This is a genomic window from Sphingopyxis sp. BSN-002 (genome assembly GCF_022024275.1).
Classification (GTDB): domain Bacteria; phylum Pseudomonadota; class Alphaproteobacteria; order Sphingomonadales; family Sphingomonadaceae; genus Sphingopyxis.
On sequence record NZ_CP091804.1, the window covers coordinates 389,889 to 415,983 of the forward strand.

27 protein-coding genes and 1 tRNA gene are annotated in these 26,095 nt (G+C 63.9%); 13 read left to right on the forward strand and 15 right to left on the reverse strand.

Going from position 1 to position 26,095, the window contains the following annotated elements:
- Positions 1-3 precede the first annotated feature (3 nt).
- The 5 genes from L7H23_RS02100 to L7H23_RS02120 are packed head-to-tail and all read left to right on the forward strand — an operon-like array spanning position 4 to position 4,034.
- The gene (locus tag L7H23_RS02100) at positions 4-432 is read left to right on the forward strand and encodes a hypothetical protein (protein WP_237837710.1); all 429 of its coding nucleotides are present in this window, start codon (positions 4-6) and stop codon (positions 430-432) included.
- Between the two features lie 2 nt (positions 433-434).
- Positions 435-2,273, forward strand: a complete 1,839-nt coding sequence (locus tag L7H23_RS02105; protein ID WP_237837711.1) for an acetyl/propionyl/methylcrotonyl-CoA carboxylase subunit alpha — start codon at positions 435-437, stop codon at positions 2,271-2,273.
- A complete protein-coding gene (locus tag L7H23_RS02110; RefSeq protein WP_237837712.1) occupies positions 2,270-2,728 on the forward strand; it encodes a GNAT family N-acetyltransferase in 459 nt (152 codons plus the stop codon). Before L7H23_RS02105 ends, L7H23_RS02110 begins: the two co-directional genes overlap by 4 nt.
- Positions 2,729-2,730: 2 nt before the next feature.
- Entirely contained in the window at positions 2,731-3,183 is a 453-nt protein-coding gene (locus tag L7H23_RS02115; protein WP_217373401.1) for a MaoC family dehydratase, read from the forward strand.
- Entirely contained in the window at positions 3,183-4,034 is an 852-nt protein-coding gene (locus tag L7H23_RS02120) for a CoA ester lyase (protein ID WP_237837713.1), read from the forward strand. Before L7H23_RS02115 ends, L7H23_RS02120 begins: the two co-directional genes overlap by 1 nt.
- Here the strand turns inward: L7H23_RS02120 and L7H23_RS02125 are convergent, their stop codons facing one another.
- The 6 genes from L7H23_RS02125 to hisI all read right to left on the reverse strand — a co-directional run bounded on the left by L7H23_RS02125 (position 4,035) and on the right by hisI (position 9,898).
- Complete coding sequence (locus L7H23_RS02125; RefSeq protein ID WP_237837714.1) at positions 4,035-5,042, reverse strand: TIR domain-containing protein; 1,008 nt, start codon at positions 5,040-5,042, stop codon at positions 4,035-4,037.
- A 57-nt stretch (positions 5,043-5,099) separates the two neighbouring features.
- Positions 5,100-6,587 carry a phospholipase D-like domain-containing protein gene (locus tag L7H23_RS02130; protein WP_237837715.1) on the reverse strand — a complete coding sequence of 496 codons (1,488 nt, stop codon included), beginning with the start codon at positions 6,585-6,587 and terminating at the stop codon, positions 5,100-5,102.
- A gap of 45 nt (positions 6,588-6,632) precedes the next feature.
- Positions 6,633-8,435: an acyl-CoA dehydrogenase C-terminal domain-containing protein gene (locus L7H23_RS02135; protein WP_237837716.1), complete on the reverse strand. Its 1,803-nt coding sequence runs from the start codon at positions 8,433-8,435 to the stop codon at positions 6,633-6,635.
- Between the two features lie 65 nt (positions 8,436-8,500).
- Positions 8,501-8,932 (reverse strand): MerR family DNA-binding transcriptional regulator, encoded by a 432-nt coding sequence (locus L7H23_RS02140; RefSeq protein ID WP_237837717.1) that lies wholly within the window; start codon positions 8,930-8,932, stop codon positions 8,501-8,503.
- 65 nt (positions 8,933-8,997) lie between these two features.
- The gene (locus L7H23_RS02145; RefSeq protein ID WP_237837718.1) at positions 8,998-9,450 is read right to left on the reverse strand and encodes a hypothetical protein; all 453 of its coding nucleotides are present in this window, start codon (positions 9,448-9,450) and stop codon (positions 8,998-9,000) included.
- A gap of 73 nt (positions 9,451-9,523) precedes the next feature.
- On the reverse strand, positions 9,524-9,898 hold the full coding sequence (gene hisI / locus L7H23_RS02150) for a phosphoribosyl-AMP cyclohydrolase (protein ID WP_237837719.1): 375 nt from the start codon (positions 9,896-9,898) through the stop codon (positions 9,524-9,526).
- A 142-nt stretch (positions 9,899-10,040) separates the two neighbouring features.
- Between hisI and purF the strand changes: the two genes are divergently transcribed.
- Genes purF through L7H23_RS02165 form a run of 3 tightly spaced genes read left to right on the forward strand, consistent with a single transcriptional unit; the run spans position 10,041 to position 12,687 of the window.
- Positions 10,041-11,498: an amidophosphoribosyltransferase gene (gene purF / locus L7H23_RS02155; RefSeq protein WP_237837720.1), complete on the forward strand. Its 1,458-nt coding sequence runs from the start codon at positions 10,041-10,043 to the stop codon at positions 11,496-11,498.
- A 10-nt stretch (positions 11,499-11,508) separates the two neighbouring features.
- Positions 11,509-12,237 (forward strand): SDR family NAD(P)-dependent oxidoreductase, encoded by a 729-nt coding sequence (locus tag L7H23_RS02160; RefSeq protein WP_237837721.1) that lies wholly within the window; start codon positions 11,509-11,511, stop codon positions 12,235-12,237.
- Positions 12,238-12,297: 60 nt separating this feature from the next.
- A complete protein-coding gene (locus tag L7H23_RS02165) occupies positions 12,298-12,687 on the forward strand; it encodes a hypothetical protein (RefSeq protein WP_237837722.1) in 390 nt (129 codons plus the stop codon).
- A gap of 3 nt (positions 12,688-12,690) precedes the next feature.
- On the opposite strand, the gene L7H23_RS02170 is transcribed toward L7H23_RS02165, so the two are convergent.
- Genes L7H23_RS02170 through L7H23_RS02200 form a run of 7 tightly spaced genes read right to left on the reverse strand, consistent with a single transcriptional unit; the run spans position 12,691 to position 21,458 of the window.
- Complete coding sequence (locus L7H23_RS02170; RefSeq protein ID WP_237837723.1) at positions 12,691-13,860, reverse strand: serine hydrolase; 1,170 nt, start codon at positions 13,858-13,860, stop codon at positions 12,691-12,693.
- 19 nt (positions 13,861-13,879) lie between these two features.
- Entirely contained in the window at positions 13,880-15,160 is a 1,281-nt protein-coding gene (locus L7H23_RS02175; RefSeq protein ID WP_237837724.1) for a cyclopropane-fatty-acyl-phospholipid synthase family protein, read from the reverse strand.
- Positions 15,161-15,195: 35 nt separating this feature from the next.
- Positions 15,196-16,581, reverse strand: a complete 1,386-nt coding sequence (locus L7H23_RS02180) for a deoxyribodipyrimidine photo-lyase (protein ID WP_237837725.1) — start codon at positions 16,579-16,581, stop codon at positions 15,196-15,198.
- A complete protein-coding gene (locus L7H23_RS02185; protein WP_237837726.1) occupies positions 16,578-17,531 on the reverse strand; it encodes a metal-dependent hydrolase in 954 nt (317 codons plus the stop codon). The genes L7H23_RS02180 and L7H23_RS02185 overlap by 4 nt, the downstream gene beginning before the upstream one ends.
- Positions 17,532-17,560: 29 nt before the next feature.
- Positions 17,561-18,520 (reverse strand): hypothetical protein, encoded by a 960-nt coding sequence (locus L7H23_RS02190; RefSeq protein ID WP_237837727.1) that lies wholly within the window; start codon positions 18,518-18,520, stop codon positions 17,561-17,563.
- Positions 18,521-18,561: 41 nt separating this feature from the next.
- Positions 18,562-19,599, reverse strand: a complete 1,038-nt coding sequence (locus L7H23_RS02195; protein WP_237837728.1) for a 2-oxoacid:ferredoxin oxidoreductase subunit beta — start codon at positions 19,597-19,599, stop codon at positions 18,562-18,564.
- Positions 19,596-21,458 carry a 2-oxoacid:acceptor oxidoreductase subunit alpha gene (locus L7H23_RS02200; protein ID WP_237837729.1) on the reverse strand — a complete coding sequence of 621 codons (1,863 nt, stop codon included), beginning with the start codon at positions 21,456-21,458 and terminating at the stop codon, positions 19,596-19,598. Before L7H23_RS02200 ends, L7H23_RS02195 begins: the two co-directional genes overlap by 4 nt.
- Positions 21,459-21,643: 185 nt before the next feature.
- Here L7H23_RS02200 and L7H23_RS02205 point away from each other — a divergent pair, with 185 nt between their 5' ends.
- The gene (locus L7H23_RS02205; RefSeq protein ID WP_237837730.1) at positions 21,644-22,585 is read left to right on the forward strand and encodes an alpha/beta hydrolase; all 942 of its coding nucleotides are present in this window, start codon (positions 21,644-21,646) and stop codon (positions 22,583-22,585) included.
- Positions 22,582-23,055, forward strand: coding sequence for an RNA pyrophosphohydrolase (locus L7H23_RS02210; RefSeq protein WP_237837731.1), 474 nt, complete (start codon positions 22,582-22,584; stop codon positions 23,053-23,055). The genes L7H23_RS02205 and L7H23_RS02210 overlap by 4 nt, the downstream gene beginning before the upstream one ends.
- Here L7H23_RS02210 and L7H23_RS02215 read toward each other — a convergent pair.
- Positions 23,016-23,705 carry a uracil-DNA glycosylase gene (locus L7H23_RS02215; RefSeq protein WP_237837732.1) on the reverse strand — a complete coding sequence of 230 codons (690 nt, stop codon included), beginning with the start codon at positions 23,703-23,705 and terminating at the stop codon, positions 23,016-23,018. The two genes, L7H23_RS02210 and L7H23_RS02215, sit on opposite strands and share 40 nt — an antisense overlap.
- A 23-nt stretch (positions 23,706-23,728) precedes the next feature.
- Here L7H23_RS02215 and folK point away from each other — a divergent pair, with 23 nt between their 5' ends.
- From folK to L7H23_RS02230, 3 genes are all read left to right on the forward strand, one after another.
- The gene (gene folK, locus L7H23_RS02220; protein ID WP_237837733.1) at positions 23,729-24,250 is read left to right on the forward strand and encodes a 2-amino-4-hydroxy-6-hydroxymethyldihydropteridine diphosphokinase; all 522 of its coding nucleotides are present in this window, start codon (positions 23,729-23,731) and stop codon (positions 24,248-24,250) included.
- 43 nt (positions 24,251-24,293) lie between these two features.
- Positions 24,294-24,369 (forward strand) — tRNA-Lys (locus L7H23_RS02225).
- Between the two features lie 361 nt (positions 24,370-24,730).
- Positions 24,731-25,027: a zf-TFIIB domain-containing protein gene (locus tag L7H23_RS02230; RefSeq protein WP_237837734.1), complete on the forward strand. Its 297-nt coding sequence runs from the start codon at positions 24,731-24,733 to the stop codon at positions 25,025-25,027.
- 53 nt (positions 25,028-25,080) lie between these two features.
- On the opposite strand, the gene L7H23_RS02235 is transcribed toward L7H23_RS02230, so the two are convergent.
- Positions 25,081-26,061, reverse strand: a complete 981-nt coding sequence (locus L7H23_RS02235) for a nitronate monooxygenase family protein (RefSeq protein WP_237837735.1) — start codon at positions 26,059-26,061, stop codon at positions 25,081-25,083.
- Positions 26,062-26,095: the final 34 nt, after the last annotated feature.

Consider the following 26,095-nt stretch of genomic DNA (forward strand, 5'->3'; position numbering starts at 1 on the left):
GCGATGGCGGAATTGTCTTCCGAGATACACGAGGCAATCAGCCAGCTGAGTGCCGAGGGCGATGCACTGGCAGGGCGTGGAGGCTACGAGGCTGCCATCGAGAAATATAATGCCGCTTGGGCACTGGTTCCTGAACCCAAGTCCAATTGGAACGCATCAACTTGGCTGATGGGAGCAATCGGTGATGCCGCATTTCTAGGCGGCTATCTAACCTCGGCACAAGAGGCGCTTGAATATGCAATGCATTGTCCTGACGGATTCGGAAATCCGTTCATCCACTTACGGCTTGGGCAAGTTCTCTACGACAAGGGAGAATTGGATCGGGCCGGGGATGAATTAACGAGAGCGTATATGGCGGCTGGTGATGAGATATTTGCGGCCGAAGAACCAAAGTACCGCACTTTTCTTGCGATGAGAGCCAAATTGAAATGACCATGATCCAATCCCTCCTCATCGCCAATCGTGGCGAAATCGCCTGCCGCATCATCCACACCGCGCGCGAGATGGGTATCAGGACCGTTGCGGTCTATTCGGATGCCGACGCCAAGGCGCTGCATGTGCGCGAGGCCGACGAGGCTGTGCATATCGGGCCGTCGCCGGCGCGTGAGAGCTATCTGATCGGCGAGAAGATCATTGCCGCCGCGAAAGCAACCGGGGCCGACGCGATCCATCCGGGCTATGGCTTCCTGTCCGAGAACGCGGAGTTTGCCCAGGCGGTGGCCGATGCGGGGCTCGTGTGGGTCGGGCCGAGGCCGTCGTCGATCACCGCGATGGGCCTGAAGGATGCCGCGAAGAAGCTGATGGCGGAGGCCGGGGTGCCGGTGACGCCGGGCTATATGGGCGAGAACCAGGACCCGGCTTTCCTTGCCGAACAGGCCGGGCAGATCGGATATCCCGTCCTGATCAAGGCGGTCGCGGGCGGCGGCGGCAAGGGGATGCGCAAGGTCGACGCGGCGGCCGATTTCGCCGACGCGCTCGCCTCGTGCCAGCGCGAGGCAGCGGCGTCTTTCGGCAACGACCATGTGCTGATCGAGAAATATATCCTGACCCCGCGCCATATCGAGGTGCAGGTGTTCGGCGATACGCACGGCAATGTCGTGCACCTGTTCGAACGCGACTGCTCGCTGCAGCGCCGCCACCAGAAGGTGATCGAGGAAGCCCCTGCCCCCGGCATGGATGAAGCGACGCGCGCCGAGCTTTGCGCCGCCGCGGTGCGCGCCGCGAAGGCGGTCGACTATGTCGGCGCAGGCACGATCGAGTTCATCGCCGACGCCAGCGAAGGTCTGCGCGCCGACCGCATCTGGTTCATGGAAATGAACACACGCCTGCAGGTCGAGCATCCGGTGACCGAGGAGATTACCGGGGTCGATCTGGTCGAGTGGCAGTTGCGCGTCGCGTCGGGCGAGCCGATCCCGCTGTCGCAGGAGGAACTGGCGATCAACGGCTGGGCGATGGAAGCGCGGCTCTATGCCGAAGACCCGTCGAAGGGCTTCCTGCCCTCGATCGGTACGCTTGAACTCTTCCAGCTTCCCGAGCATCTCGGCCGCATCGACACCGGCGTCTATGAAGGTGCCGAGGTCTCGCCCTTCTACGACCCGATGATCGCCAAGGTCATCGCCTATGGCGAAGACCGCGAGGAAGCGCGCGAGATGCTGTCGGAGATGCTGGAGGACAGCGCGATCTGGCCGGTGAAGACTAACTCGGCCTTCCTGATCGCCGCGCTCGACCATCCCGATTTCGTGGCAGGCACGGTCGACACGGGGCTGATCGGCCGCGACGGCGACAGCATGACGGCGGAGCCGATGCCGACGGAATCCGCGCTGACCAATGCCGCGATGGCAATGGTGCCGCGATCATTGCAATCGGGCTTCCGCCTGAACGCCCCCGACGTCCGCACGGCGCCCTTCCTGCTCGACGGCAAGCGCGTCGACGTGACGCTGCACGGTCCGGGCGCCGAGGAGCCCGCGCCCGCGATGCTCGTCGCGGAAAGCGGCGCTGTATGGCAGCTCACGCCCTGGCGCGCCGCTGGCGGGACCGGCGGCGGCGCGAGCGACGGCGCGATCCTGTCGCCGATGCCGGGCAAGATCATCGCGGTCGATGTCGCGGCAGGCGACAAGGTGACCAAGGGCCAGAAGCTGCTGACGCTCGAAGCGATGAAGATGGAGCATAGCCTGACCGCGCCGTTCGACGGCGTTGTAGCGGAACTCAACGCGACCGCCGGCGCGCAGGTGCAGGTCGAAGCCCTGCTCGCGAAGATCGAGGCCGCCGAGTGAGCGAGTTGATCCTTCGCGACGCGACGGTGGCGGACCTTCCCGCCATCCTCGCCATGCTTGCGGAGGACACGATTCCGGCGAACCGCGAGGCCGATCCATCGGACCCGCGCTATCTCGCGGCGTTTGAGGCGATCGACGCCGATCCGAACCAGCATCTGATCGCGGCCGAAATGGGCGGCCGAGTCGTCGGGACGATGCAGCTGAGCTTCCTGCCCGGGCTATCCTTCGCCGGAAGCTGGCGCGGACTGATCGAGGCGGTTCGCATCGCTGCCGACCTGCGCGGCCAGAAGCTCGGCGAGTGGATGATCCTGTGGGCGGTCGAGCAATGCCGCGCGCGCGACTGCAAGCTGGTTCAACTCACATCGTCGGCTAAACGTACCGACGCGCACCGCTTTTACGCCCGGCTCGGCTTCGTACAGAGCCATGTCGGCATGAAATTGCATTTGAGGGATTGAAGATGGCAGGCAAGTTTTTCGACGAGTGGCAGATCGGCGAGACGATCACGCACGAAATCCGGCGTACGGTGACCGAGACCGACAATCTGCTCTTTTCGACGATGACGCATAACCCGCAGCCGCTGCACCTCGATGCCGAAGCAGCAAAGGCGTCCGAGTTCGGCCAGATCCTCGTCAACGGCACCTTCACTTTCAGCCTGATGGTCGGGCTGTCGGTCGGCGACACGACACTGGGAACGCTCGTCGCGAACCTCGGCTATGACAAGCTGGTGATGCCGAAGCCGGTGTTCATCGGCGACACGCTGCGTGCCGAAACCGAAGTGATCGGCCTGAAAGAATCGAAGTCGCGACCCGGCTCGGGGATCGTCACCTTCCTCCATCGCTGTATCAATCAGCGCGGGGAGATTGTATGCCAGTGCGAGCGGGCGGCATTGATCAAGGGAAAGGCTGCCTGATGCGCCTGCGTTCGCTTCTCTTCGTTCCCGGCGACCGCCCCGAGCGCTTCGCCAAGGCGGCCGCATCAGGCGCCGACGCGATCATCCTCGACCTCGAGGATTCCGTTTCGCCCACAAACAAGGAGGCCGCGCGTGCCGCGGTTGCCGACTATCTGGCGGGGACTCGTGAAGTCATCACGCTGATCCGCGTCAATCCGCTCGACGGCCATATGACCGCTGCCGACGTCGCAGCAATCGTCGGCGGGCGTCCCGACGCGATCATGCTACCGAAAGCGGAAGGAGCCCCGAGCATCTTGCAGCTCGACACGATCCTGCGCAGCGAATCCGAGCGCGACGCCTCGCTGCCACCGATCCTGCCGATCGCGACCGAAACGCCTGCGGCGATCTTCACGCTCGGTAGTTATCGCGAAGTAAAGGACCGGCTGATCGGTCTGACATGGGGCGCGGAGGACCTTCCCGCCGCGATCGGCGCGACGACGAGCCGGAACGACGACGGCAGCTATACGCAGCCCTATGAGGTCGCACGCGCGCTCACCCTGTTCGCCGCGCATGGCGCAGGCGCCGCTGCCATCGATACGGTGTTTCCTGCGATCAAGAACGAGGCAGGGCTCGCCGCCTACGCCGCACGCGCGCGCCGCGACGGCTTCACCGGCATGATGGCGATCCATCCCTCGCAGGTCGAACCGATCAACGCCGCCTTCACGCCCGCCGTCGAAGAGGTCCAGCGCGCGCAGGCGATCGTCGACGCATTCGCCGCCAATCCCGGCGTCGGGGTGCTCCAGGTCGACGGCAAGATGGTCGATGCGCCGCACCTCAAGCAGGCACAGCACATCCTGTCGCTCGCAGATTGATCAGGCCTTGCAGGCGGGTCCGCGCAGCCAGCGCTGCGTTTCATGGCTGCGGAAGCGGACCATCCCCTGACTCGTCTGCATGGTGACGACATTGTCGAACTCCATGCTGGTGCGCGTATAGGTGCCGCGGACGGTGACCTGCAGATTGCCGTTGGCGTCGCCCGCGATCTTGCAGTTGAGATAGCCGCTGATCCGTCCGCCGTTCATCTTGAACGAGCCGATCGTGCATGACGACTGGTGGCCGGGATCGAACAGCTCGACATCGGGTTTGGCCGCGACCTTTTCGGTGATGCAATCTTCGGGATCGGGATCGTTTTCGAGCAGCGCCTTGAACTGCTTTTCATATTCGGGCGCAATCTCTTCGGGATAGAGAATCTTCACCACCTCGCGCTTGCTCGTCCAGACGCCGGGTTCGATCGGGCTGTCGGCGACCTCGGCACTCGCATCGCCGTCGTTTTTGCCCTGTCCGACGGCCCACCAGGCGCCGGCCGCCACGATCGCAATCGCAGCGACGGCGAGTGCCAGTTTCGAAAGCCTGTATTTCGGATGCCGCGCCGATGGTGCCACGACGGCGCGCGCCGGTTCGGGCGCGCCCGTCATGGCCGCGACGATCCTGTCGACCGCCTGCGCCTCACCGCCGAACCAGTCGATCCACTGATAGTCCTTGAGCCAGTAGGCCAGCCCCTGCGCGGGCACGTCTTCCAGCCGGACAGGCAGTATCTGCTTGTGACCATCCTCGCCCAGCATCAGTTCGCGTTTCACATGACGCGACTGGTCGGACTGCGCGCAGAAAAGCAAAATGATCGCGTCCGAGCGCGCAATCTGGTCGAGGATCGCCTGATCAAAAGCGGTCCCTGCCGCGATATCGTCGGGGGCGAGCCAGCCGTCGATCCCCTGTCCGGCGAGCAGGCCTTTCAGCCGCCGTGCGATATCGACCTGCGAACTGTGATGGCTGATGAAAGCGGAAAGCCGCTTCGGGGCGATGGGCGTGGGTCCGGCGTCCGTCATCGTGGGTCATCATATGGGCGAAGCCCATGACCGCAAGTGATTATCCGCACAGGCAATTCAGCGCTTGCGGCCCATCCGGCGCCGCATCCAGTCGCGGCCGCGATGCCAACTTTTTCTGAGGCCGCGCTCGGTCAGCCCTTCGAACATCGCATCGGGGCTGGTCGGGTCGAGCAGCTCGTTCTCGGCGATGAACTCGTCCATCGGCCCCGGCGGGACCAGGTCGAGCCATTCGAGTGAACGGCCGCCATTGCGCAGCCCCTCGATCGTTTCGATCAGCGAGCCGGTCGCCTCGAACCGGCGCGCGACCTCGGCGGGCTCGACGTCGAGATGCTCGGCGATCAGGGACTCGCGCAAACGACGGATCGCTGGGCCGACGCCGTGATTGGCCGGCAGCGCCGTGTCGATCGTCACATCGCATTCGCTGTCGAGGCCCATCGAGCGGTTGTTCATATTCGCCGAACCGACGCGGATCATGCGGTCGTCGACGATCGCGGTCTTTGCGTGAACATAGATGGATTCGCCGCCCTTCGTCCGCGGATAATAGACCCGCAGCCGATTTCCGTTCTTCGACTTCGCGATTGCGCGGACCAGTTGCACGCGCGCGGCATCCATCGCCATCTGCTCGAGCCAGCCGTCGGCGGTCTCGGGCATCACCATCACGAATTCGGGCGGGTCGTCCTCATTGAGCCGTTCGGCGATAGCCGCGGCGATCTTGCCGCAGGTGAAATATTGATTCTCGAAGTAGATGAAGCGCTTCGCCGCCGCGATCATGTCGAGATAGAGCTGTTCGATCTCGCGGATTTCCGGCGCTTCGTTATATTCCGCGCGGGTGCGCGAGATGGCAACGTCAACGCCCTCGAAATCAGGTTCGAGGTCGTCGGGCCACCCTTCCCCACTTCCGTTGATTTCCCGGAGCGGCTTCTTCGTCGCCCGCTGCCAGCGCTCATTGCCCAGGTCGGCAAGGGCATTGCCGACCGGCCCCGAGAGCAGCATCGTGCTGTCGTGCCACGGCATATAGGGTTTGCCGTCGGGCGTGGTGCGGTGCGGATCGCCATCCCTGTGATCACGCGTGTCCCAGCGCCGCGAGCCGACGTCGATCCCGCCGCAGACCGCGAGATGATCGTCGAACACCGCGACCTTCTGATGATGGCTGCACCCGACCGGATGCGCACTGTCGAGACGGAAGCTGATCGACCGCGTCAATTTCCAGCGTGCGATCATCGAGACGATACGCGGCATCGCGAACTGCTTGAGCCCGCCGAAATTCCAGCGAAGGATGTCAATATCGCGGTCGGGGCAATTCTTTGCGAGGCGCAGCAGATAGTCGCCGAGCGGCTCGCCCTTCCCGTCCATGTCCGGTTTCAATGCGATGCGCGGATCGAAATCCCAGCCGATGAGCAGGATACGCTCCTTCGCATCGGCCATCAGCTGTTCGAGCAGCGCATAATAGTCGGCGGCATCGACGATCATCCGCGCCTTGTCGGCGCGTTCGATCCGCCAGCAGTTGCGGCCTTCGACGACGATCGGTGTCAGGTCAGTCCCCATCGCCGCCTTCACGCATGATGGCGGCGATGGTTGCAGATTTTCACGTCAGGCCGCGAAGAATTGCTCGGGGGTCAGTTCCATCATCGCCTCGCTGCCCGCCTCGATCTTGCGGCGGAGCGCGCCGGCATCGGGGAAGAAGCGCTCGCCGAAGTGGCGCGCAGTGACGATCTTGGCTTCGAGGAAATCCTTGTTGCCGCGTCCCTCTGCAAGCGCCTTCTGCGCCGCCTGCGCCATCATCAGCCACATCGAGCCGAGCGCCACGATGCCCATGATGTGCATATAGTGGTGCGCGCCGGCGCCAATGTTGTTCGGGTTCGCCATGCCGTTCTGCATGAACCACATCGTTGCGGCCTTGAGTTCGCCGTTCGCCTTTTCGAGGCGGCCCGCGAAATCGGCGAGCGCTTCGTTGCCCTTCGCCGCGGCGCATTCCTCGTCGATGATCGCGAAGAAGGCCTGGATCGCGCGGCCGCCGTTCTGCGCGAGCTTGCGGCCGACGAGGTCCATCGCCTGCACGCCGTTCGCGCCTTCGTAGATCATCGTGATGCGGGCGTCGCGCACATACTGCGACATGCCCTGTTCCTCGATATAGCCGTGGCCGCCGAAGACCTGCTGCGCGTTGGTCGCGACCTCATAGCCCTTGTCGGTGCCATAGCCCTTGATCACCGGGGTGAGCAGGCTGACGAGATCGTCGGCGCGCTGGCGCTCCTCCTCGGTCTCGGCAACGTGCGCCAGATCGACCTGCAGCGCTCCCCACAAGCAAAGCGCGCGAAGCCCCTCGACGACCGCCTTGCCGTCCATCAGCATGCGGCGGACGTCGGGATGGACGAACAGGTGGTCGGCCTTTTCCTGCGGATCCTGCGGCCCGGTCAGTGCGCGGCCCTGCCGGCGGTCCTGCGCGTACTGGACGGCGTTTTGGAACGCGATGTCTGCCTGACCGAGGCCCTGGATGCCCACGCCGAGGCGCGCGGCGTTCATCATGACGAACATCGCAGCAAGGCCCTTGTTCTCCTCGCCGACCATCCAGCCCTTCGCGCCGTCATAGTTCATGACGCAGGTCGAATTGGCGTGGATGCCCATCTTGTGCTCGATCGAGCCGCACTGGAGCGTGTTGCGTTCGCCGAGCGAACCGTCCTCGTTCACGAGGAACTTCGGGACGATGAAGAGCGAGATGCCCTTGACGCTGTCGGGCGCGTCGGGGGTTTTCGCGAGCACGAGATGAATGATGTTGTCGGTCAGGTCGTGCTCGCCCGACGAGATGAAAATCTTGGTGCCCGTTATGCCATAGCTGCCGTCGGCGTTCGGCACCGCGCGGGTGCGGATGAGACCGAGGTCGGTGCCGCAATGCGGCTCGGTGAGGTTCATCGTCCCGCCCCACTCGCCCGAGATCATGCGCGGCGCATAGGTCGCCTTCTGCTCGTCCGAACCCTTGACCAGAATAGCGGCGACCGCGGCCTGCGTCAGACCCGGGTACATTGAAAAAGCCTGATTCGCGGCCATCCGATATTCCTCGACCGGGAAGCCGATAACGTGAGGCAGCCCCTGCCCGCCGAATTCCTCGGGCTGGGTCAGCAGCGTCCAGCCGGCGTCGCAATAGGCCTTATAGGCTTCCCTGAAGCCCTTCGGCGTCGTCACCGAACCGTCGTCGTGACGCGTGCAACCTTCCTGATCGCCCGAGTAATTGATCGGGAACAGCACTTCCTCGCAGAATTTTCCGGCTTCGGTCAGCACGGCTTCGACCATATCGGGGGACGCGTTCGCAAAACCGGGCAGGTTCGAATAGCGTTCGATCCCGAGAACGTCGTTGATCAGGAACAGCGTATCCTGGACGGGGGCGCGGTAAGCAGGCATGACTCATCTTTCCGGAAAACAGGGGTTGGCAAATAATCTCGCCCGGGGAGGCCTGATGCCGAAGCTCAGCGCACTTTTTGGCCAGCGTCGACCTTTTTCACCGTATCGATGAAGCGTGTCAGTTCCTCGACAGCGCTGTCGATGTCGTCGCGCTGGCGCTGAAGCAGGCTGATACGCTGCTGGCATTTTTCGATCGTCACCTGACGCTGCAACTTGCGACCGTCACCGACGTCGTAAAGATCGATCATTTCGCGAATGTCGGCAAGGCTGAAGCCGGTACGCTTTGCACGCAAGATCCAGGCGAGCCGCGCGCGATCGCGCTTCGAATAGATGCGCGACAGGCCTTTGCGCGAAGGGCTGATCAGCCCTTCGTCCTCGTAGAAGCGAAGCGCGCGGGCGGTCACGCCGAATTCGGTCGAAAGGTCGGTGATGCTGAACTGATCGCGGCCGAGGTGATCGGGCGTATCGATATGGGCGTGGCCGTATTCTTCGGTCATCGCGCGAGAATAGTTTCCGTTGACGTGAACGTCAAGGCTGGCCGTTGTTACGTGAATCTTCGGTGTCAGCCACCACAGGGTTGCGTCACATTGCCCCGCCTGTCGCGCATCTGCAAGCGTTTCGCGTCCTCCTCCGACCAGCTTGCGCGCGGCAGGAACAGGCCGGAGAGCGAGGCGCGCGCCGGACAGAGGTTGTCGCACTGCGACGGAAGGCGGCCCGGCAGGCGCAATTCGTCCTCTTCCTCGCGAACCAGCGCCTCGCAGCCGTCGGCACCGGCGAAGCGCATCCGCCAGGCGTCGCCGTCGCGCACGATCGTGCCGCTCGCCGTACACGACAGGCCGGGCCCATAGGATGCCGTCAGCGCAAACTTCCACTGCCCGGCCCCGTCGGGTGTCGCGCACATCGCGTCGCGGCCCAGATCATGCGTGCGTTCGAACACACCCGTTGGCGTTGCCGTGTCGGGGCGCACAACCCCGCGCTCGCGCGCCGCAATCTCAAGCGGATTATCGGCGTCCACGCCGCCCGGCGTCGGCGCAGCCCTCTCGCATCCTGTCAGAAGCAAGGCGCCTGCCAGGAGAGCGCGGCGGATGTCAGGCATCGTCGGCAAGGAACGTCAGCGATCCGTCGGCCTCGACGCGGCGGTAAAAGCAGGAACGACGCCCGGTGTGGCACGCCGGCCCCTCCGGCATCACGCGAAGCAGCAACGCGTCCTGATCGCAGTCGACGCGCATCTCGGCGAGAGCCAGCCGGTTACCCGAGGTTTCGCCCTTCAGCCACAAAGACCGACGCGACCGCGACCAGAAATGTGCGAATCCGGTCTGCTGTGTCAGGCGGATCGCATCCGCGTTCATATGCGCCACCATCAACAGCGTGCCGCTGTCGACATCGGTAACGATGGCGGTGACAAGCCCCGCGGCATCGAAGCGCGGCAGGAAGCGGTCGGTTTCATCGCTGTTCGGGTCCATGTGCAGCGCTTTAGAGCAGCTTTGAGGCCGCTGTCACCCCGTCGCTCGCGCCCGTGTGACAAAAGCGTGAAGTTGGGGGGCGACATTTGGAACAACCCTCCCTATATGCGCCGCAGTCATCGCCCCTCGCTGCCGGAACGACATGCTGACGACCCACCCTTTCGACGACGACAAGCTCCGCGAGGAGTGTGGCGTCTTTGGTATTCACGGCGCCGAAAGCGCCGCCGCGGTTGTCGCGCTGGGCCTCCACGCCCTGCAGCATCGCGGACAGGAAGCTGCGGGCATTACGGCCTTCGACGGCAAGGATTTCCATACGCATCGCGCAATGGGCCATGTCGCAGGCAATTTCGACCGCGACGACATCATGCGCCAGCTCGGCGGCGCATCGTCGATCGGCCATGTCCGCTATTCGACGACCGGTGAAACCGCGCTCCGCAACGTCCAGCCGCTGTTCGCCGATCTCGCGACGGGCGGCTTTGCCGTTGCGCACAACGGCAATATCTCGAACGCGACGGCGCTGCGCAAAATCCTCGTCCGCCGCGGCTCGATCTTCCAGTCGACCAGCGACACCGAGGTGATCATCCACCTCGTCGCAACCTCCAACTACCGGACCCTGCTCGATCGCTTCATCGACGCGCTGAAGCAGGTCGAGGGCGCCTATTCGCTGATCTGCCTGACCGCGGAAGGCATGATCGGCTGCCGCGATCCGCTCGGCATCCGCCCGCTGGTCATCGGCAAGCTTGGCGATGCACATATCCTGGCATCCGAAACCGTCGCGCTGGACGTTGTCGGTGCCGAATTTGTTCGCTCGGTCGAGCCCGGCGAGCTTGTGATTATCCGCGACGGCGAGCTGACCTCGCACCGCCCCTTCGGCGAACGCGATCCGCGGCCGTGCATCTTCGAATATGTCTATTTCTCGCGCCCCGATTCGATCGTCGAGGGCACGAGCGTCTATTCGGTACGCAAGGCAATCGGCGCCGAACTCGCTCGCGAGAATCCCGTCGAAGCCGATCTCGTCATTCCCGTTCCCGATTCGGGCACGCCGGCTGCGCTCGGCTATGCGCAGGAATCGGGTATTCCCTTCGAACTCGGGATCATCCGCTCGCACTATGTCGGCCGCACCTTCATCCAGCCGGGCGACAAGGTCCGCCATCTCGGCGTCAAGCTGAAGCACAATGCCAATCGCGCCCTGATCGCGGGCAAGCGCGTCATCCTGATCGACGATTCGATCGTGCGCGGGACGACCAGCCTGAAAATCGTGCAGATGATGCGCGATGCGGGCGCGGCCGAAGTCCATATGCGGATCGCGAGCCCTCCGACCTCGCACAGTTGCTTCTATGGCGTCGACACGCCCGAACGCGCAAAACTGCTCGCCGCCCAGATGACTGTCGGCCAGATGGCCAACTTCATCAACGCCGACAGCCTCGCCTTCCTGACGATCGACGGCCTGTATCGCGCGCTCGGCGAGGCCGACCGCAACGATCGCACGCCGCAATATTGCGACGCCTGCTTCACGGGCGATTATCCGACGACACTGACCGACTTCGACGAGAATAGCGTCGACGATCAGTTTTCGTTGCTGGCCGAGCGGGTTGTCTGACGACATGACCATGATTTCTGAATACCTTGCGGGCCAGGTTGCCCTCGTTACGGGCGCGAGCCGCGGAATTGGCGAGGCGATCGCCTATTCGCTCGCGACACGCGGCGCCCATGTGGTGATCACGGCGCGTACCGCTGGCGGGCTCGAGGAACTTGAAGACCGCATCCACAACGCCGGTGGCAGCGCCACGATCGCGCCGCTGGACCTGACCGACGGCGACAGCATCGCGCGCCTGGCGAGCGCAATGGCCGAGCGGTGGCAAAAGCTCGACATGCTTGTGCTCAATGCGGCGATGCTCGGCACGCTGACCCCCGTCGCCGCGATCGACGGCAAGGAATTCAACAGGCTGCTGACGCTGAACCTGATCGCGCAGCAGGCGTTGATCGCCAATTTCGACCCGCTGCTCCGCCGTTCGGACAGCGGCCGCCTTCTGGCGCTCTCGACGAGCGTCGCTCGCGAACCGCGTGCCTATTGGGGCGCCTATGCCGCCTCGAAAGCGGCGTTCGAAACGCTGGTGACGAGCTATGGCGCCGAGATGCGCAACATCTCGACCGTACGGACCGCGATTCTCGACCCCGGCGGCACGCGCACCCAGATGCGCGCGCGCGCCTATCCGGGCGAGGATCCGCAGAGCATCAAGGATCCGGAGGCGGTTGGCGAGTATGTCGCGAAGCTGATGGTCGAAGGCTTCGACAGCACCGCATTCCATGCGCTGCCCAAGGTGATGGTGGACGCTTAACCCGTTCTTTGCATATCTGTGCCAATTGCGGGCATGAATCGCGTTGGCAAAGGTACAGGAATGAAGAGCAATATCGTGCGATCTGCGATTGCAGCCGTGGCCGGAATCCTGGTCGCCTTCGTCCTGCTTTGGCTTGCCCAATATGCCGGTAGCGAGATCGCGCCTGCCGAATTCGATGTCGATACGGGCGAAATCCTGATTCCGCTGGGGTCGACGATCGCGCTGATCGTCGGCTGGTTCGTCGGAACCTTCGGCGGAGCATGGCTCGCGATGCGCGTTTCGAACGGCAGCGGACCCGGCTGGATCGTGGCCGGTGCGGTGATCGGCGCCGCGGTCTATAGTGCGGCCGATTACTCGGACACATGGTGGATCATGGCGCTCGGCGTCGTCGTTCCGCTGATCGCGGCATGGGCCGCACAGCGGGCGGCGGGCACGGCGCCCGCCGCCTGAGCCCTACTTTCCGGCTTCCCTGTCCACGGCCGCCTGCACGGCCTTGTAGAACGCTTCGCGCGCCTTGCCGACGCCCTCGGGATCGGTTGCGGTGGGCCAGTTGCCGTTCGAGGCGATGATCAGCTTGCGCTTCGGATCGATGAAAATCCCCTGCCCGAAAATGCCCTGCGCGGCAAAGCTGCCATCGTCGTTCGTCCACCATTGATAGCCGTAACCGCGTCCCGGAAGGTCGATGTCGGCCTGTTTGGTGGTCGCGGACGTAAGCCAATCGTCGGGCAGGACCTTCTGCCCGCCGGCAACGCCGCCGTTCAGGATGAACTGGCCGAGGCGCGCGTAATCCCTCAGGCTCGCCGAAATGCAGCAGCCGCTGATCTCATGCCCCGTCGGGCCGAGCATCCACACCGCATCCTGCTCCATGCCGAAGGGCTTCCAGACCTTTTCGGACAGATATTCGGACAGCGTCTTGCCCGTCGCGCTGGACACGAGGACGCCGATCAGGTTCGTCTCGCCGGTCTTGTAGACCCACTTCGACCCTGCGGGCGCTTCGCGCGGCAAGGTCTTCATATAGCTGACCGTTACATCCTCGCCTGCGACCGGCTTTTGCAGGTTGAACTGCGCGACGTCGGACTTGGGGTCGGTATAATCCTCGTTCCATTTGACGCCCGAGGTCATCGTCAACAGCTGGCGAACGCTGACATCGTCATAGGCGGAGCCCTTGAGGCCCGGAATATAGGCCGTGACCTTGTCGTCGAGGCTCTTGATATAGCCGTCCTTCACCGCTGCGCCGACGAGCGTCGAGGTAAAGCTCTTCGCAACCGAAAAACTCGTCCAGCGCCCCGCAGCGTCATAGCCGAGCGCATATTTCTCGAGCCGGATCTTGCCGTCCTGGACGATGATAAGCCCGGCGTTGCGCTGTTTCGCCATATGTGCGTCGATATCGAGGCCGAGGTCGATCGGCGCCCCCTGCGGCAGCGGATAGACGGCCCCTCCTGCCCTGATCGTGTTGACGACAACCTTGGGAACGGTCTCCATCGTACGGAAAGCGGTATCGCGTTGGTCCTGGCTCCAGAACAGCACATTCAGATCCTTTGGCAAAGTGTCGGTCGTCTGCGAGGTTGCGGGAACGCTGCCCGCAGCCGCGCAGAGTAGCGCGGCCGCCAGAAATCTTCGCATGAACCTTTCCCCTCCGTTTTCAGGCAGTCTTTTCGAGTGTAACCTGTGCGACGTCGATGCCGCCGCCACGGAAACCGCCTTCGCAATATTGCAGATAATAGCGCCACAGGCGCACGAAACGATCGTCGAAGCCCGCCGGAAGCCGGTTTGCGGCTACAGCCGCATCAAAGCGTTCGCGCCATTGGCGGAGCGTCTCCGCATAACAGCCGCCGAAACGCCGCACATCGCGCCACGTAAGCCCGCGCTCCTCGGCCAGAGCCCTGAAACGGCTTTCGGAGATCAGGCAGCCGCCCGGAAAGATATAGGCCTGGATGAAGTCGGTACTCGCCGCATAGCGTTCGAACAGCGCATCGCTGATCAGGATATACTGGATCGCCGCGCGGCCGCCGGGTCGGAGCAGGTGTGCGATCGTGTCGAGATAGGCGGGCCAATAGGCCTGCCCCACCGCCTCGACCATCTCGACGCTGGCAATCGCGTCATAGGGGCCGCGCGCATCGCGATAGTCGCAAAGCTCGATCCGGGAACGTCCGGTAAGGTCGGTTTCCTCCAGCCGCCCCTGCGCTATTTCGGCCTGCGCGGGCGAGAGCGTTATGCCGGTATAAAGAACGTCATGCCGCTCGACGGCACGCTCGGCAAGCGCCCCCCAGCCGCAACCGATTTCGAGCAGGCGGCTGCCCGACCGGAGATCCAGCCGGTCGAGAACCGCGTCCAGCTTCGCTGTCTGCGCTTCCTCGATCGTCATGCCGGCATCGGTGAAAAGCGCGCTCGAATAATTCATCCCGCTATCGAGCCAGAGGCGGTAGAAGTCGTTGCCAAGATCATAGTGCGCATGGATGTTGCGGCGCGCGCCGGCCCGGCTGTTCCGGTTCAGAAAGTGCGACAACCGGTTCAGCCAGCGCAGCGGCCCGCGCGAGCGCCCGGCATTGCCCAGCGTCTCGCCGTTCCGCATGAAAAGGTCGAACAGCGGAACGGGGTCCGGCGAGGACCATTCGCCGGCTTCCCACGCACGATACCAGCCCACGGAACCCGATAGCGCGAGCCGGACCAGCGCCGCCCAATGGTGAAGATGGACGACCGCAGTCGGCCCCTTCCCGCGGCCGCCGAGGATGCGCACGCTGCCGTCGGGCAGATGCCCTTCGAGCGTGCCGAACGCGAGACCATTGTCGATCTTGTCGAGCTGGCCGTGGAAGAAGCCTTCGGGCAGGCGCGCCATGAGTCGCGCAAGCCCCCCGCCCGAGCGGAAGGCCCGGTCTGCGCGTAGCAACTCCTTGCCGCGGCGGGGACTGACATGCGTGTTCATACCCACGTCCTGCCGCAAATGCGGCGCTCTGACAATCAGTTGTCGTGCGCCTTCATGACGTCATACGCCGCGAGCGCGCGGGCGCGGGCCTCGCGATGCCCAATGATTTTCGCAGGATAGGTATCGGGCCGCCGGCCAGCCTCATCGGGATCGTGGATTGCCCGGTCGTCGAGATGGGCGAGTTCAGGCACCCAGTCGCGAATATAGTCCGCCGCCTCGAACTTCTCCGACTGCGTCAGGGGCGCCATGATGCGCGGGAACATGTTCGAGTCGACGCCGGTCCCCGCGACCCACTGCCAGTTGACGCTGTTGTTGCCATAGTCGGCGTCGACCAGCGTATCCCAGAACCATTGTTCGCCTTGGCGCCAATCAATCAGCAGATGCTTGATGAGGAAACTGGCCGCTATCATGCGCACCCGATTGTGCATCCAGCCGGTTGCCCAGAGCTGGCGCATCCCGGCATCGACGATCGGATAGCCGGTCTGTCCGCGCTGCCAGCGTTTCAGGTCGTCGTCAGCCTGCCTTCCCGTGCGCCACGGCATATGATCGAAGCCCTCGCGTGCGCTTCGACCGCCATAATCCGGAAATTGCAGGATGATATTCTGCGCATAGTCGCGCCAACCGACTTCGGAGAGAAAGACGTCGACCGAGCCCCCAGCATCCGCAAGGCGGTGCCAGATATGGGCAGGCGACACTTCCCCGAAATGCAGGTGCGGCGACAGGCGCGAACTTCCCTCTTCTGACGGCAGATTGCGGCGCCTGTCATAGTCGGGCGCTCCGTCGACGAAATCGGTGACGCGTTCGCGGGCACCCGCCTCGCCCGGCGTCCATTCGGCGGCGAAGCCCTTGGCCCAATCCGGGTTCGACGGGAGCAGATCCCAGTCGACGAGACTGTCCGATTTTGGCCATTTTTCGGGGACCTCGATCTTGCGAGGCCGGTTGGTTGCAGCGGAAGGCGGCATCCGTTCCTTCAATGCGCGCCAGAAGGGCGTGTAGATCTTGTAGAGTCCGCCGCTGCCCGTCGTCACCGCCCCCGGCGGCGCGAGATAATTACCGTCGTGGCAGACGAGATCGAGTTGCTTTGCGACCGCACGCTCGGCATTGCGCCACCACGGCTCATAGTGGCGGAGGCAATGCACCTGCGTTGCGCCCGTTTCCCTTGCGATGTCAGCCAGTTGTTCATCGCATTTGCCGCGACGTAGAATCAGCCGTGATCCCTTCTCGCGCAGGCTTTCATCGAGACTGGCGAGGCTATGATGCAGCCACCAGCGCGATGCCGCGCCCATTGCGCGATGCTTCGGCGTTTCATCGTCGAGGATATAGACCGGGACGACCGGACCCGCCGCTGCGGCCGCTGCAAGCGCGGCCTGATCCGACAGGCGAAGGTCGCGGCGAAACCAGACGATCGTCGGCGCGATCATTCGGATGGGCTTGCGGTGTCAGGCTTCGTCACACGAACGGTAAAGCGGTCACGCGCCAAAGGTTGCATGTAGCGCTGGTCGCGCAGCACGATCGCGTCACCATCGGGTTCGAGGACCGGCATCCGTGTCCAGAACAGGAAAGCACGTGCAGCGGGGTCGCCCTTGCTCCATAGCGCAACGCGCGGATCGTCCATTCCCGTCGGTTTACCGCTGATATCCAGATTGCCCCCTACGCCCGGCGTGAAGGACCCGCTGCCGTAACGATCAGCGTCGCGCCAGAAGACGTCGCGCGTCCAGAAGGCAAGCGGCGGCGGGCTCGCGACGACGAGCGGGTCCTTGTGCCCGCTGGCGATCAGCGCCGCAGTAGTTGTGCGCTCCGCCGCGCCGGTGATCAGACCATTCGCGAAAATGTAGGCGCAGACGGCAGTGAAGCCGATCCACGCCGGGCGCGTCCAGTTCGCACCTCCCTGCCGTTCACGGCGCAACGACAGCCACACCGACACGCCGAGCGCCAGCCATATCCACAGGTCGATGATGAACAGCGTATCGCCATAAAACCAGCGATGGCTGAATGGTTCGAGCAGGCGAACGCCGTAATTGTTGAGCCAGTCGAGCGCCGGGTGGCTGAGACAACCTATATAGGCGAGCGCGAGCAGCCAGCCCTTGTCGATCGGCAGGCGCCCTGCGGGCCGCTTCCCTCGCCGATCCTGCCAGCGGTCGAAAGCGATCATCAGCGCCCAGAGGATCAGCGGCAGCACGAGCAGCGCAATCGGCCCATGAGTAATCCCGCGCCGCATCGACAGCGATTCGACGCCATAAACCGCACATGCGGCGTCGATATCGGGCAGGTTCGCCGCGATGATCAGCGTCGGCATCGCAAGGCCGGTTTTCTTCTTGAGCCCGATCTGTCCGAGAATTGCGCCAACGAGGCTGTGCGTCAGATTGTCCAAATTTTCTCACCCAGAAACGCGCGATCGGTTCACCGTCGACCCGACAGGCTTACCGGATAGCAGCGATCGCCCGCCTCGTTGAGCTTGAAATCAGGTCTCGCCTGAAGTCGATAATGGTCGACCAACATCTGAGGCAGGCAGAAACGACCATTGCTCGCGTCAGTCTTCCACTGGATGTAATAATAATCGGCATCGGTCTGCTCGATCACCGCGAGCCAGCGTCCGCCTTCGACCCAGCGAACCGCATGGGCACCGATCTGCTTGAATTTGGCGGCGCGCCAGTCGGGGTCGACATTGGCGCTTCCACCATATTCGCGCACAACGGCCCCCGGGTGGATCACGATGCTGGCACCCAGACAGATGCTTTCCGGATCGGGGTCAGGCTCGCAATACCAGTCGCCGTTCGGATAGCCGCGCTCCGTCTCGATCAGCGCAAGAATGACGGGTCCCGAACTGCCTTCGGGTTCAAGTGTAAAGCGTGCGCCATCTTCCGGTTTCCGGAGATCGGCGGAGCCGATCGCAGATGCAGGCACCGCGATCGTCCTCGTCGAGGAGACGACGGGCGGCGTGGCCGCGCATATTTGATTATCGTCGACGGCGATGTCGGCACCGGTCGGGTGAAAGTCGAGCGGTTCGAACTCGAGCCGGCTCATGCAGGCGCGCCCGCCGCTTTGCGACGCGCGCATGAAGGCCCGCACATATTTGCTGCCGTCCTCCCGGTTTTCGACAATCATCATCATTGGCTGATCGCGAAGCCGCAGGTGGGTGGCAATCGCCGCACCGAATTTCTCGCCCACTTCGGGTCCGGCCAACGTCCTCCCCTGGATGAAAGATCCGAACGACAGATTGTCGACGCAAACCGTTGCCTCCGGACAAGGCAGCGCAATCGTCGACTGAGCCGAATCCACCGCCTGCGCCACGACGAGCGAATAGGACTGGCGCGGGGCCGGAGCTTGCTGCGCACCCGATGATGGCGCGGCGAACATCAAAAGAGCGGCGGAGCAAAGCGTCAGCTTTGCCCGCCCTGGCCTCACAGTTCGGGACCGCCTTCGGTCACCGTCCAGGTTTGCCCCTTTTTCAGCAGGTTCTGGAGGTTCGCCGTCTTGCCTTCGGCCGCCGCCTTGTTCTGGCGGACGACGTCGGCCTCGAAGGTCGGGCGCGGGTCGTCATAGAGCACGCCCAGCGCCATCGGGAACTCGCCGAAGCGCATCTCGACGAGCATATGCGCGACGCTGCGATTCGTCACATCATGGACGATCACACCCGCAGCTTCCCAGTCGCCGTCGACGACGTCGACCGTCTTCAGGTGAAGCTCTTCTGCGTCGAGCGCGATGCCCTTGGTGCCCTTGGCATAGAGCATCGGCTCACCCTGCTTCAGCCAGAGCTGACGGTCCTCGGCACCCTTCGGCGCTGCGAAATCCTCGAACACATCCTTGTTGTAGACGATGCAGTTCTGGAAAATCTCGATGAAGGCCGCACCCTTGTGGGCATGCGCCGCCTTCAGCACGTTCGGCAGTTCCTTCGACACGTCAAAGCCGCGCGCGACGAAGCGTGCCCCGGCGCCAAGCGCAAACGCCGCGGGCTGCGCCGGGCGATCGACCGAGCCATAGGGCGTCGACGGGCTGGTCGTCCCGACGCGGCTGGTAGGCGAGTACTGCCCTTTGGTCAGGCCATAGATCTCGTTGTTGAACAGCATGATCTGGCAATCGAGATTGCGGCGGATCAGGTGCATCGTGTGGTTGCCGCCGATCGACAGCCCGTCGCCGTCGCCGGTGACGATCCAGATGTCGAGGTTCGGGTTGGCAAGCTTCAGCCCCGTGGCGAACGCGGGCGCGCGGCCGTGGATCGTATGGAAGCCATAGGTTTCCATATAATAGGGGAAGCGCGACGAGCAGCCGATGCCGCTGATGAACACGGTATTCTCGGGCGCCGTGCCGATTTCGGGCATCGTGCGCTGCACCGCCTTCAGGATCGCATAGTCGCCGCAGCCCGGGCACCAGCGGACTTCCTGATCGGTTTCCCAATCCTTGAGCGTCGTGGTGCGCGCGATGGTGGTCATCTCGTTCATGCGAGCGCTCCTTCGATGGCGGCTTCGATTTCGGCGATGGTGAAGGGCTGGCCCGACACCTTGTTCACGGGCTTGGCGTCGACCAGATACTGGTCGCGCAGCACGGTCTTGAGCTGCCCGGTGTTCATTTCGGGCACGATCACCCGGTCGAAGCTCTTGAGCAACTCGCCGAGATTGGCCGGCAGCGGCCAGATGTGTCGGATGTGGACGTGGCTGACATCCTTGCCCTCGGCGCGCTTACGGCGCACCGCCTGATGGATCGGGCCGAAGGTCGAGCCCCAGCCGACGACCGCGAGCTTGCCGCCCTCGGCACCGAGTTCGACGATCTGGTCGGGCACCTTGATGCCGTCGATCTTGTCCTTGCGGATATCGGTCATCGCCTGATGGTTGGCCGGCGAATAGTTGATGTGGCCGGTGTCGATTTCCTTCTCGATCCCGCCGATACGGTGGAGCAAGCCGGGCGTGCCGGGTTTGACCCACGGACGCTTGAGATTTTCATCACGACCATATGGCTTGAAACCGCCTTCGGGAACTTCGGTCAGGAATTCGACCGGGAAGGCGTCATAGGTCGCGAGATCGGGCACTGCCCATGGTTCGGCGGCATTGGCGATATAGCCGTCGGTGAGCAGCATTACCGGGGTCATGTACTGCACCGCGATCCGCACCGCCTCGATCGCGCATTCAAACGCGTCACCGGGTGACCGTGCCGAAATGACCGGCATCGGCGCATCACCGTTGCGGCCATAGACCGCCTGATAAAGGTCCGACTGTTCGGTCTTGGTCGGCAGCCCCGTCGAGGGGCCGCCACGCTGCGAATTGACGATGACGAGCGGCAATTCGGTCATGATCGCAAGGCCCATGGCCTCGCCCTTCAGCGCGATGCCGGGCCCCGACGAGCTGGTAACACCCAACGAACCGCCATAGCTTGCCCCGATCGCCGAGCAGATCGCCGCGATCTCGTCTTCGGCCTGGAAGGTCGTGACGTCATATTCCTTGAGCCGCGAGAGGTGATGCAGGATCGCCGATGCAGGTGTGATCGGATAGCCACCGAAGAACATCGGCAGCTTCGCAAGCTGCGCACCCGCCACGAGGCCAAGCGCGATGCCCTCTGCGCCGGTCAGCGTACGATAGAGGCCGGGCGCAACCGGCGCGGGATCGACATGATGCTGCTTGAGCGGACCCGCGAGTTCGGCGGTCTCGCCATAGGCGTGGCCGGCATTCAGCGCCGCAACGTTGGCGGCAGCAAGGTTGGGATCCTTCGCGAACTTGCCGTTCAGCCAGTCGATCAGCGGCTGCCGGTCGCGGTCGAACATCCAGAGCGCGAGCCCCAGCGTCCACATGTTCTTGCAGCGCAGCGCTTCCTTGTTGCCGAGACCGAAGGGCTTCACCGCATCCATCGTCAGCTGGCTGATATTGAGCTTCAGGAGCTGCCATTTGGCGAGGCTGTCGTCCTCGAGGGGATTGGTGTCGTATTTCGCCTTGGCGAGGTTGCGATCGTTGAACTCGCCCTCGTCGGCGATGATCAGCCCGCCCTGCTTCAGCTGCGGCACGTTCGTCTTGAGCGCCGCCGGGTTCATCGCAACCAGAACGTCGGGCGCGTCGCCCGCGGTCTCGATGGCCGACGAGCCGAAATTGATCTGGAAAGCCGAAACGCCGAACAGCGTTCCCTGCGGCGCCCGGATCTCCGCCGGGAAATCCGGGAAGGTCGCGAAGTCGTTACCCGCAAGCGCCGAGGACAAGGTGAACTGACCGCCGGTCAGCTGCATCCCGTCGCCGCTGTCGCCTGCAAATCTGACTACCACTGCGTCCGAAAGGGGGGACTGCCGATTGTCGGCCCGGTCCTCTACCGCTGTCGCCATTTTCTGTATCTGCCTTTGAATTTTGCGAACCTGTGACTGTGGCCTAGGCCTGTGCGCGGATTGTCGCAATTCAGAAAAAATTGTGCGCCGCAAAGGATGACCGCAGGGTGGGTTTCATTTCGCGATTGAATTTGCGCCGCCGATGCCGAATAGCAAGCTCGCATAACAGATAAGGGATGGACAGGATGACCGACGGACCGACCCACTATACCCGCCCCGATGTGGCCGCCTTTCTCGCTTTCCTCAACGCGCAGGAAGGGCCGAAGATGGAAGAGCTGCCGCCCGAGGGCGCGCGCGAGACGTTCCGCGTGATGGCGCAGATGGCCGACAGTCCGCGCGGCGAAATCGCGAAAGTGGAAGATCGCACCATCCCGGGTCCGGCGGGCGACATCCCGATCCGCCTCTATGACAATCGTCCCGATCGTGAGGCCGGACCCGTCATGGTTTTCTATCACGGCGGCGGTTGGGTGATCGGCGATCTGGACACGCACGACGGCTGGTGCGCCGAAGCCGCGCGCCAGCTCGATATGCCCGTGATCGCGGTCGATTACCGGCTTGCGCCCGAGCACCCCTTCCCCGCTGCGCCGATCGATTGCGAAGCAGCGACACGCTGGGTCGCCGACAATATTCCTTGCACCGGGCTCGTACTGGCCGGCGAGAGCGCTGGCGGCAACCTGACCATCGCGACCGCGCTGACGCTGCGCGACAATCCGGCGTCGAAGCCGGTGCTGGCAATTCATCCCATCTACCCGGCCGTAACGACGCACGACGACTGGCAGAGCTATCGCGATTTCGGCGAGGGCCATCTGCTGACGCAGGGCAGCATGACCTGGTTCGGCAACAATTATGCTGCCGATCCTGCCGATTATCGCGCCTCGCCGCTCGATTTCCCCGCCGAAGGCATGCCGCCGACGGTGCTGACGACCGCCGGACTCGACCCGCTGCGCGACCAAGGCCGCGCCTATGCCGCGAAACTCGTCGAAGCCGGCGTGACGACCGTCTATCGCGAGGGCGCGGGCACCATCCACGGCTATATCAACCTGTCGCAGGCGATCCCGAGCGCAAAGGATGACATCCGCGGCGCCTTGACAGCTTTGAAGGCGCTCGTCACCGAAGCCACCGCATGAGTGACGAGAATCTCCCCTACCGCCCCTGCGCCGGCGTGATGCTGGCGAACCGCGATGGCCGCATCTTTGTCGGCCAGCGCCTCGATTCGTCTTCCGAAGCCTGGCAGATGCCACAGGGCGGGATCGACCCCGGCGAAGATGCCGAGGAAGCAGCGATCCGTGAGCTGGGTGAGGAAACCGGCGTCCACGGCGGGCTGGTCGAGATCATCGCGCGCAGCAAGACCGAGCATTTCTATGACCTGCCCGACCATCTGATGGGCAAGATGTGGGGCGGCAAATATCGCGGCCAGCGCCAGTTCTGGTTCCTGATGCGCTTCATGGGCGAGGACAGCGACGTCAACATCGCAACTAAGCACCAGGAATTCCGGTCATGGCGCTGGGCCGAGCTCGACGAGCTGGAAAAGCTCATCGTGCCGTTCAAACGCCAGCTCTATCGCGCCGTGGTCGAGGAATTCCGCCCGCTCGTCTGATCGCGCAGGCGCAGTGCGATGCGAAACACCTCCGCGAACATTTCCGCAGTGAGCCGTCCGGTGTTCGTGTTGTAGCGCGAGCAATGATAGCTATCGACCAGATGGCGGCCGTCGGGCAGCGCGTGCACCGCGCCATGCGCGAAGGGATATTCGGCCAGCCGGACACCCGCTGCGCGCAAGGCTGCGTCGTGCGCGATGCGGCCTAGCGCGATCACGACCCTTACCGACGGCAGTGCGGCAAGCTGCGTCTCGAAGAAGGGCCGGCAGTTCGCGATCTCCTTCGGTGTCGGCTTGTTCTGTGGCGGCAGGCATTTGACGCTGTTGACGATGATCGCGCCGTCCAGCGTCAATCCGTCATCGACGCGGGCATCATAGGTCCCGCGACTGAGCCCGAATTCGGCGAGCGTCGCAAACAGCAGGTCGCCCGCATAGTCGCCGGTGAACGGACGTCCAGTGCGGTTCGCGCCGTGCTTCCCCGGTGCCAGCCCGGCGAAAGCCAGCCATGCTTCCGGATCGCCGAAGGCATAGACAGGCGCGTTCCACCAGCCTGGATATTCCGCCTGACATTCGTGGCGAAACGCCACCAGCCGCGGGCAGCGCGCGCAGTTCCGCGGCGGCTCGGTTCCGGGCAAGGGGCTTACAATCTCCACCGTGCTGCGATAGGCGCAGGCCCATGACCAGCGCAACGCCCTTGCCCCTGTATGCCATCGGCCTCGGCTCGAACCGTCGCCACGCGCGCCATGGCGATCCCCGGCAGGTCTTGCTTGCCGCACTCTCCGCTCTCGAAAGCGACGACATCGAGCCCATGGATGTCAGCCCGATCATCGCGAGCGATCCGATCGGCCCGTCGCGTCGGCGCTACGCCAATGCCGTCGCACTCGTCGCGTCGCCGCTGAGTCCGCCCGAGATGCTCGAACGGCTGCACGAGGTCGAAAGCGCATTCGGTCGCCGCACCGGCCAGCGGTGGAGCGCGCGGACGCTCGACCTCGACATATTGCTCTGGTCGGGCGGGGTGTGGAGCGAAGCCGGGCTTACGATCCCGCATCCGGCAATGCAGCAACGCGCCTTCGTCCTCGGCCCCCTGCGCGCGATCGCGCCCGACTGGCGCCATCCGCTCAGCGCGCGAACCGTTCGCCAGCTCGCCGCGCGCCTTATCCGCCCCAAGCCGGTTGACCCGAACGCCGAGGCGCACTAGGGCGGCGGCTCACTTCGGGCGCCGGACCTTTCGGCGCTGCGTCGGGCCCTTAGCTCAGTCGGTAGAGCAACTGACTTTTAATCAGTAGGTCGCTGGTTCGAACCCAGCAGGGCTCACCATCCTTCGCCCCTGAATCGGCGGCTTTCCACAACGCGGCAGCAGTGACGTGCCTCGCAACAACGTCCGCATGTCGAAGCGACGTTCCCGCGCGACAAGGTGAAATGGTGTCGGGCACATCCCGTTGAATTCCGGAATGCAGCCTCTATGTTTACAGGGCGGGCCGGGCCCCTCTGGCGATCCCGGGATCGTGATGTCGGACCGCATCGGGGAATCTCGATGTGGCTCGACCAGTTTCATGCACTTGCCACGTCGACACCCCGGTTGGATCACAACTGGGAGTTATGTGATGGCATATTCATTTTCCGCAACAGCCTTCGGGCGGCAACCGATGCGACTTCGGGGCCGCAAGGGGGTATCGCAATGACCGGGCCGGCTGTGGGCATGCCCTGCCCGGTGTGCAAGGTTCCGCTCGCCATGAGCGACCGTCAGGGGGTCGAGATCGACTATTGCCCGCAGTGCCGCGGCGTGTGGCTCGATCGCGGCGAGCTCGACAAGATCATCGAGCGCAGCACCGCTGCCGAAGCGCCCGCGGCGCCGGCTCAGCAGCCCTCCTACCCGCAACAGGCGCCGCAAGCCGGCTGGGACAACCGGCACGGCGGGTATCACAAGGGATATCCCAAGCGCCGGAAATCCTTTCTGGAGGAACTTTTCGACTAGGAGCCCCGGCGGAGCCGGCCAAGCCGGCTCCGCCTCTTTTCGGGCGTCCCCGGTCAGCGGCGAAAGCCCGCGAGCCGCTGATCGAGGATCGATTCCGCCTCGCCGATGATGCGGTCGATCAACTCGCGGCACGTCGGGATGTCGTGGATCAGCCCCTGCACCATCCCCGCCCAGAAGACACCCTTGTCGAGATCGCCGGTCTCGAGCAGTTCGCGTCCGGCCTTGCCGTTCACAAGTTCGGCGACATCGGCAAAGGTCGCGTCGGGTTGCGCGAGACGTCGAACGACCTCTTCGGAAACCGCGCTCTTGCCGACACGTGCCGTATTCTTCAGGCTCCGGAAGATCAGGAAACTGCCGCGCTCGTCATTGTCGACGTAAGCCTGCTTCACATTGTCATGGATCGGCGCTTCCGCCGTCGCACAGAAGCGCGTGCCCATGTTGATCCCTTCTGCGCCAAGCGACAACGCGGCGACGAGGCCGCGGCCGTCACCGAAGCCGCCCGAGGCCAGCATCGGGATCTTCACCTTGTCGGCCGCCGCGGGGATAAGGATCAGCCCGGGAATATCGTCCTCGCCCGGATGGCCAGCGCACTCGAATCCGTCGATCGAGATGATATCGCAGCCCGCCCGCTCGGCGGACAGTGCGTGGCGAACCGCCGTGCATTTATGGAGAATGACGACGCCATGCGGCTTCAGCATTTCCCAGATCTCGCGGACCGCCTGAGTGCCCGCCGTCTCGACAATTTTCACGCCGCCGTCGATGATAGCCTGCGCATAGGCCTTGTAGTCAGGCGCGTTGATCGTCGGAAAGACGGTCATGTTCACACCGAAGGGCTTGTCGGTCATCGCACGGCAGCGTTCGATCTCCTCGCGCAGCGCTTCGGGGCTCGGCTGGGTCAGCGCGGTCAGGATACCGAGCCCGCCAGCATTGGAGACGGCGCTCGCCAGTTCGGCATAGCCGACGCTCTGCATACCGCCCTGGACGATCGGGTGCTCAATGCCCAGCATCTCGGTAATACGCGTCTTGAAAGCCATTCCTCGTCCTTCCCTATTATTATTGCCCTTACGG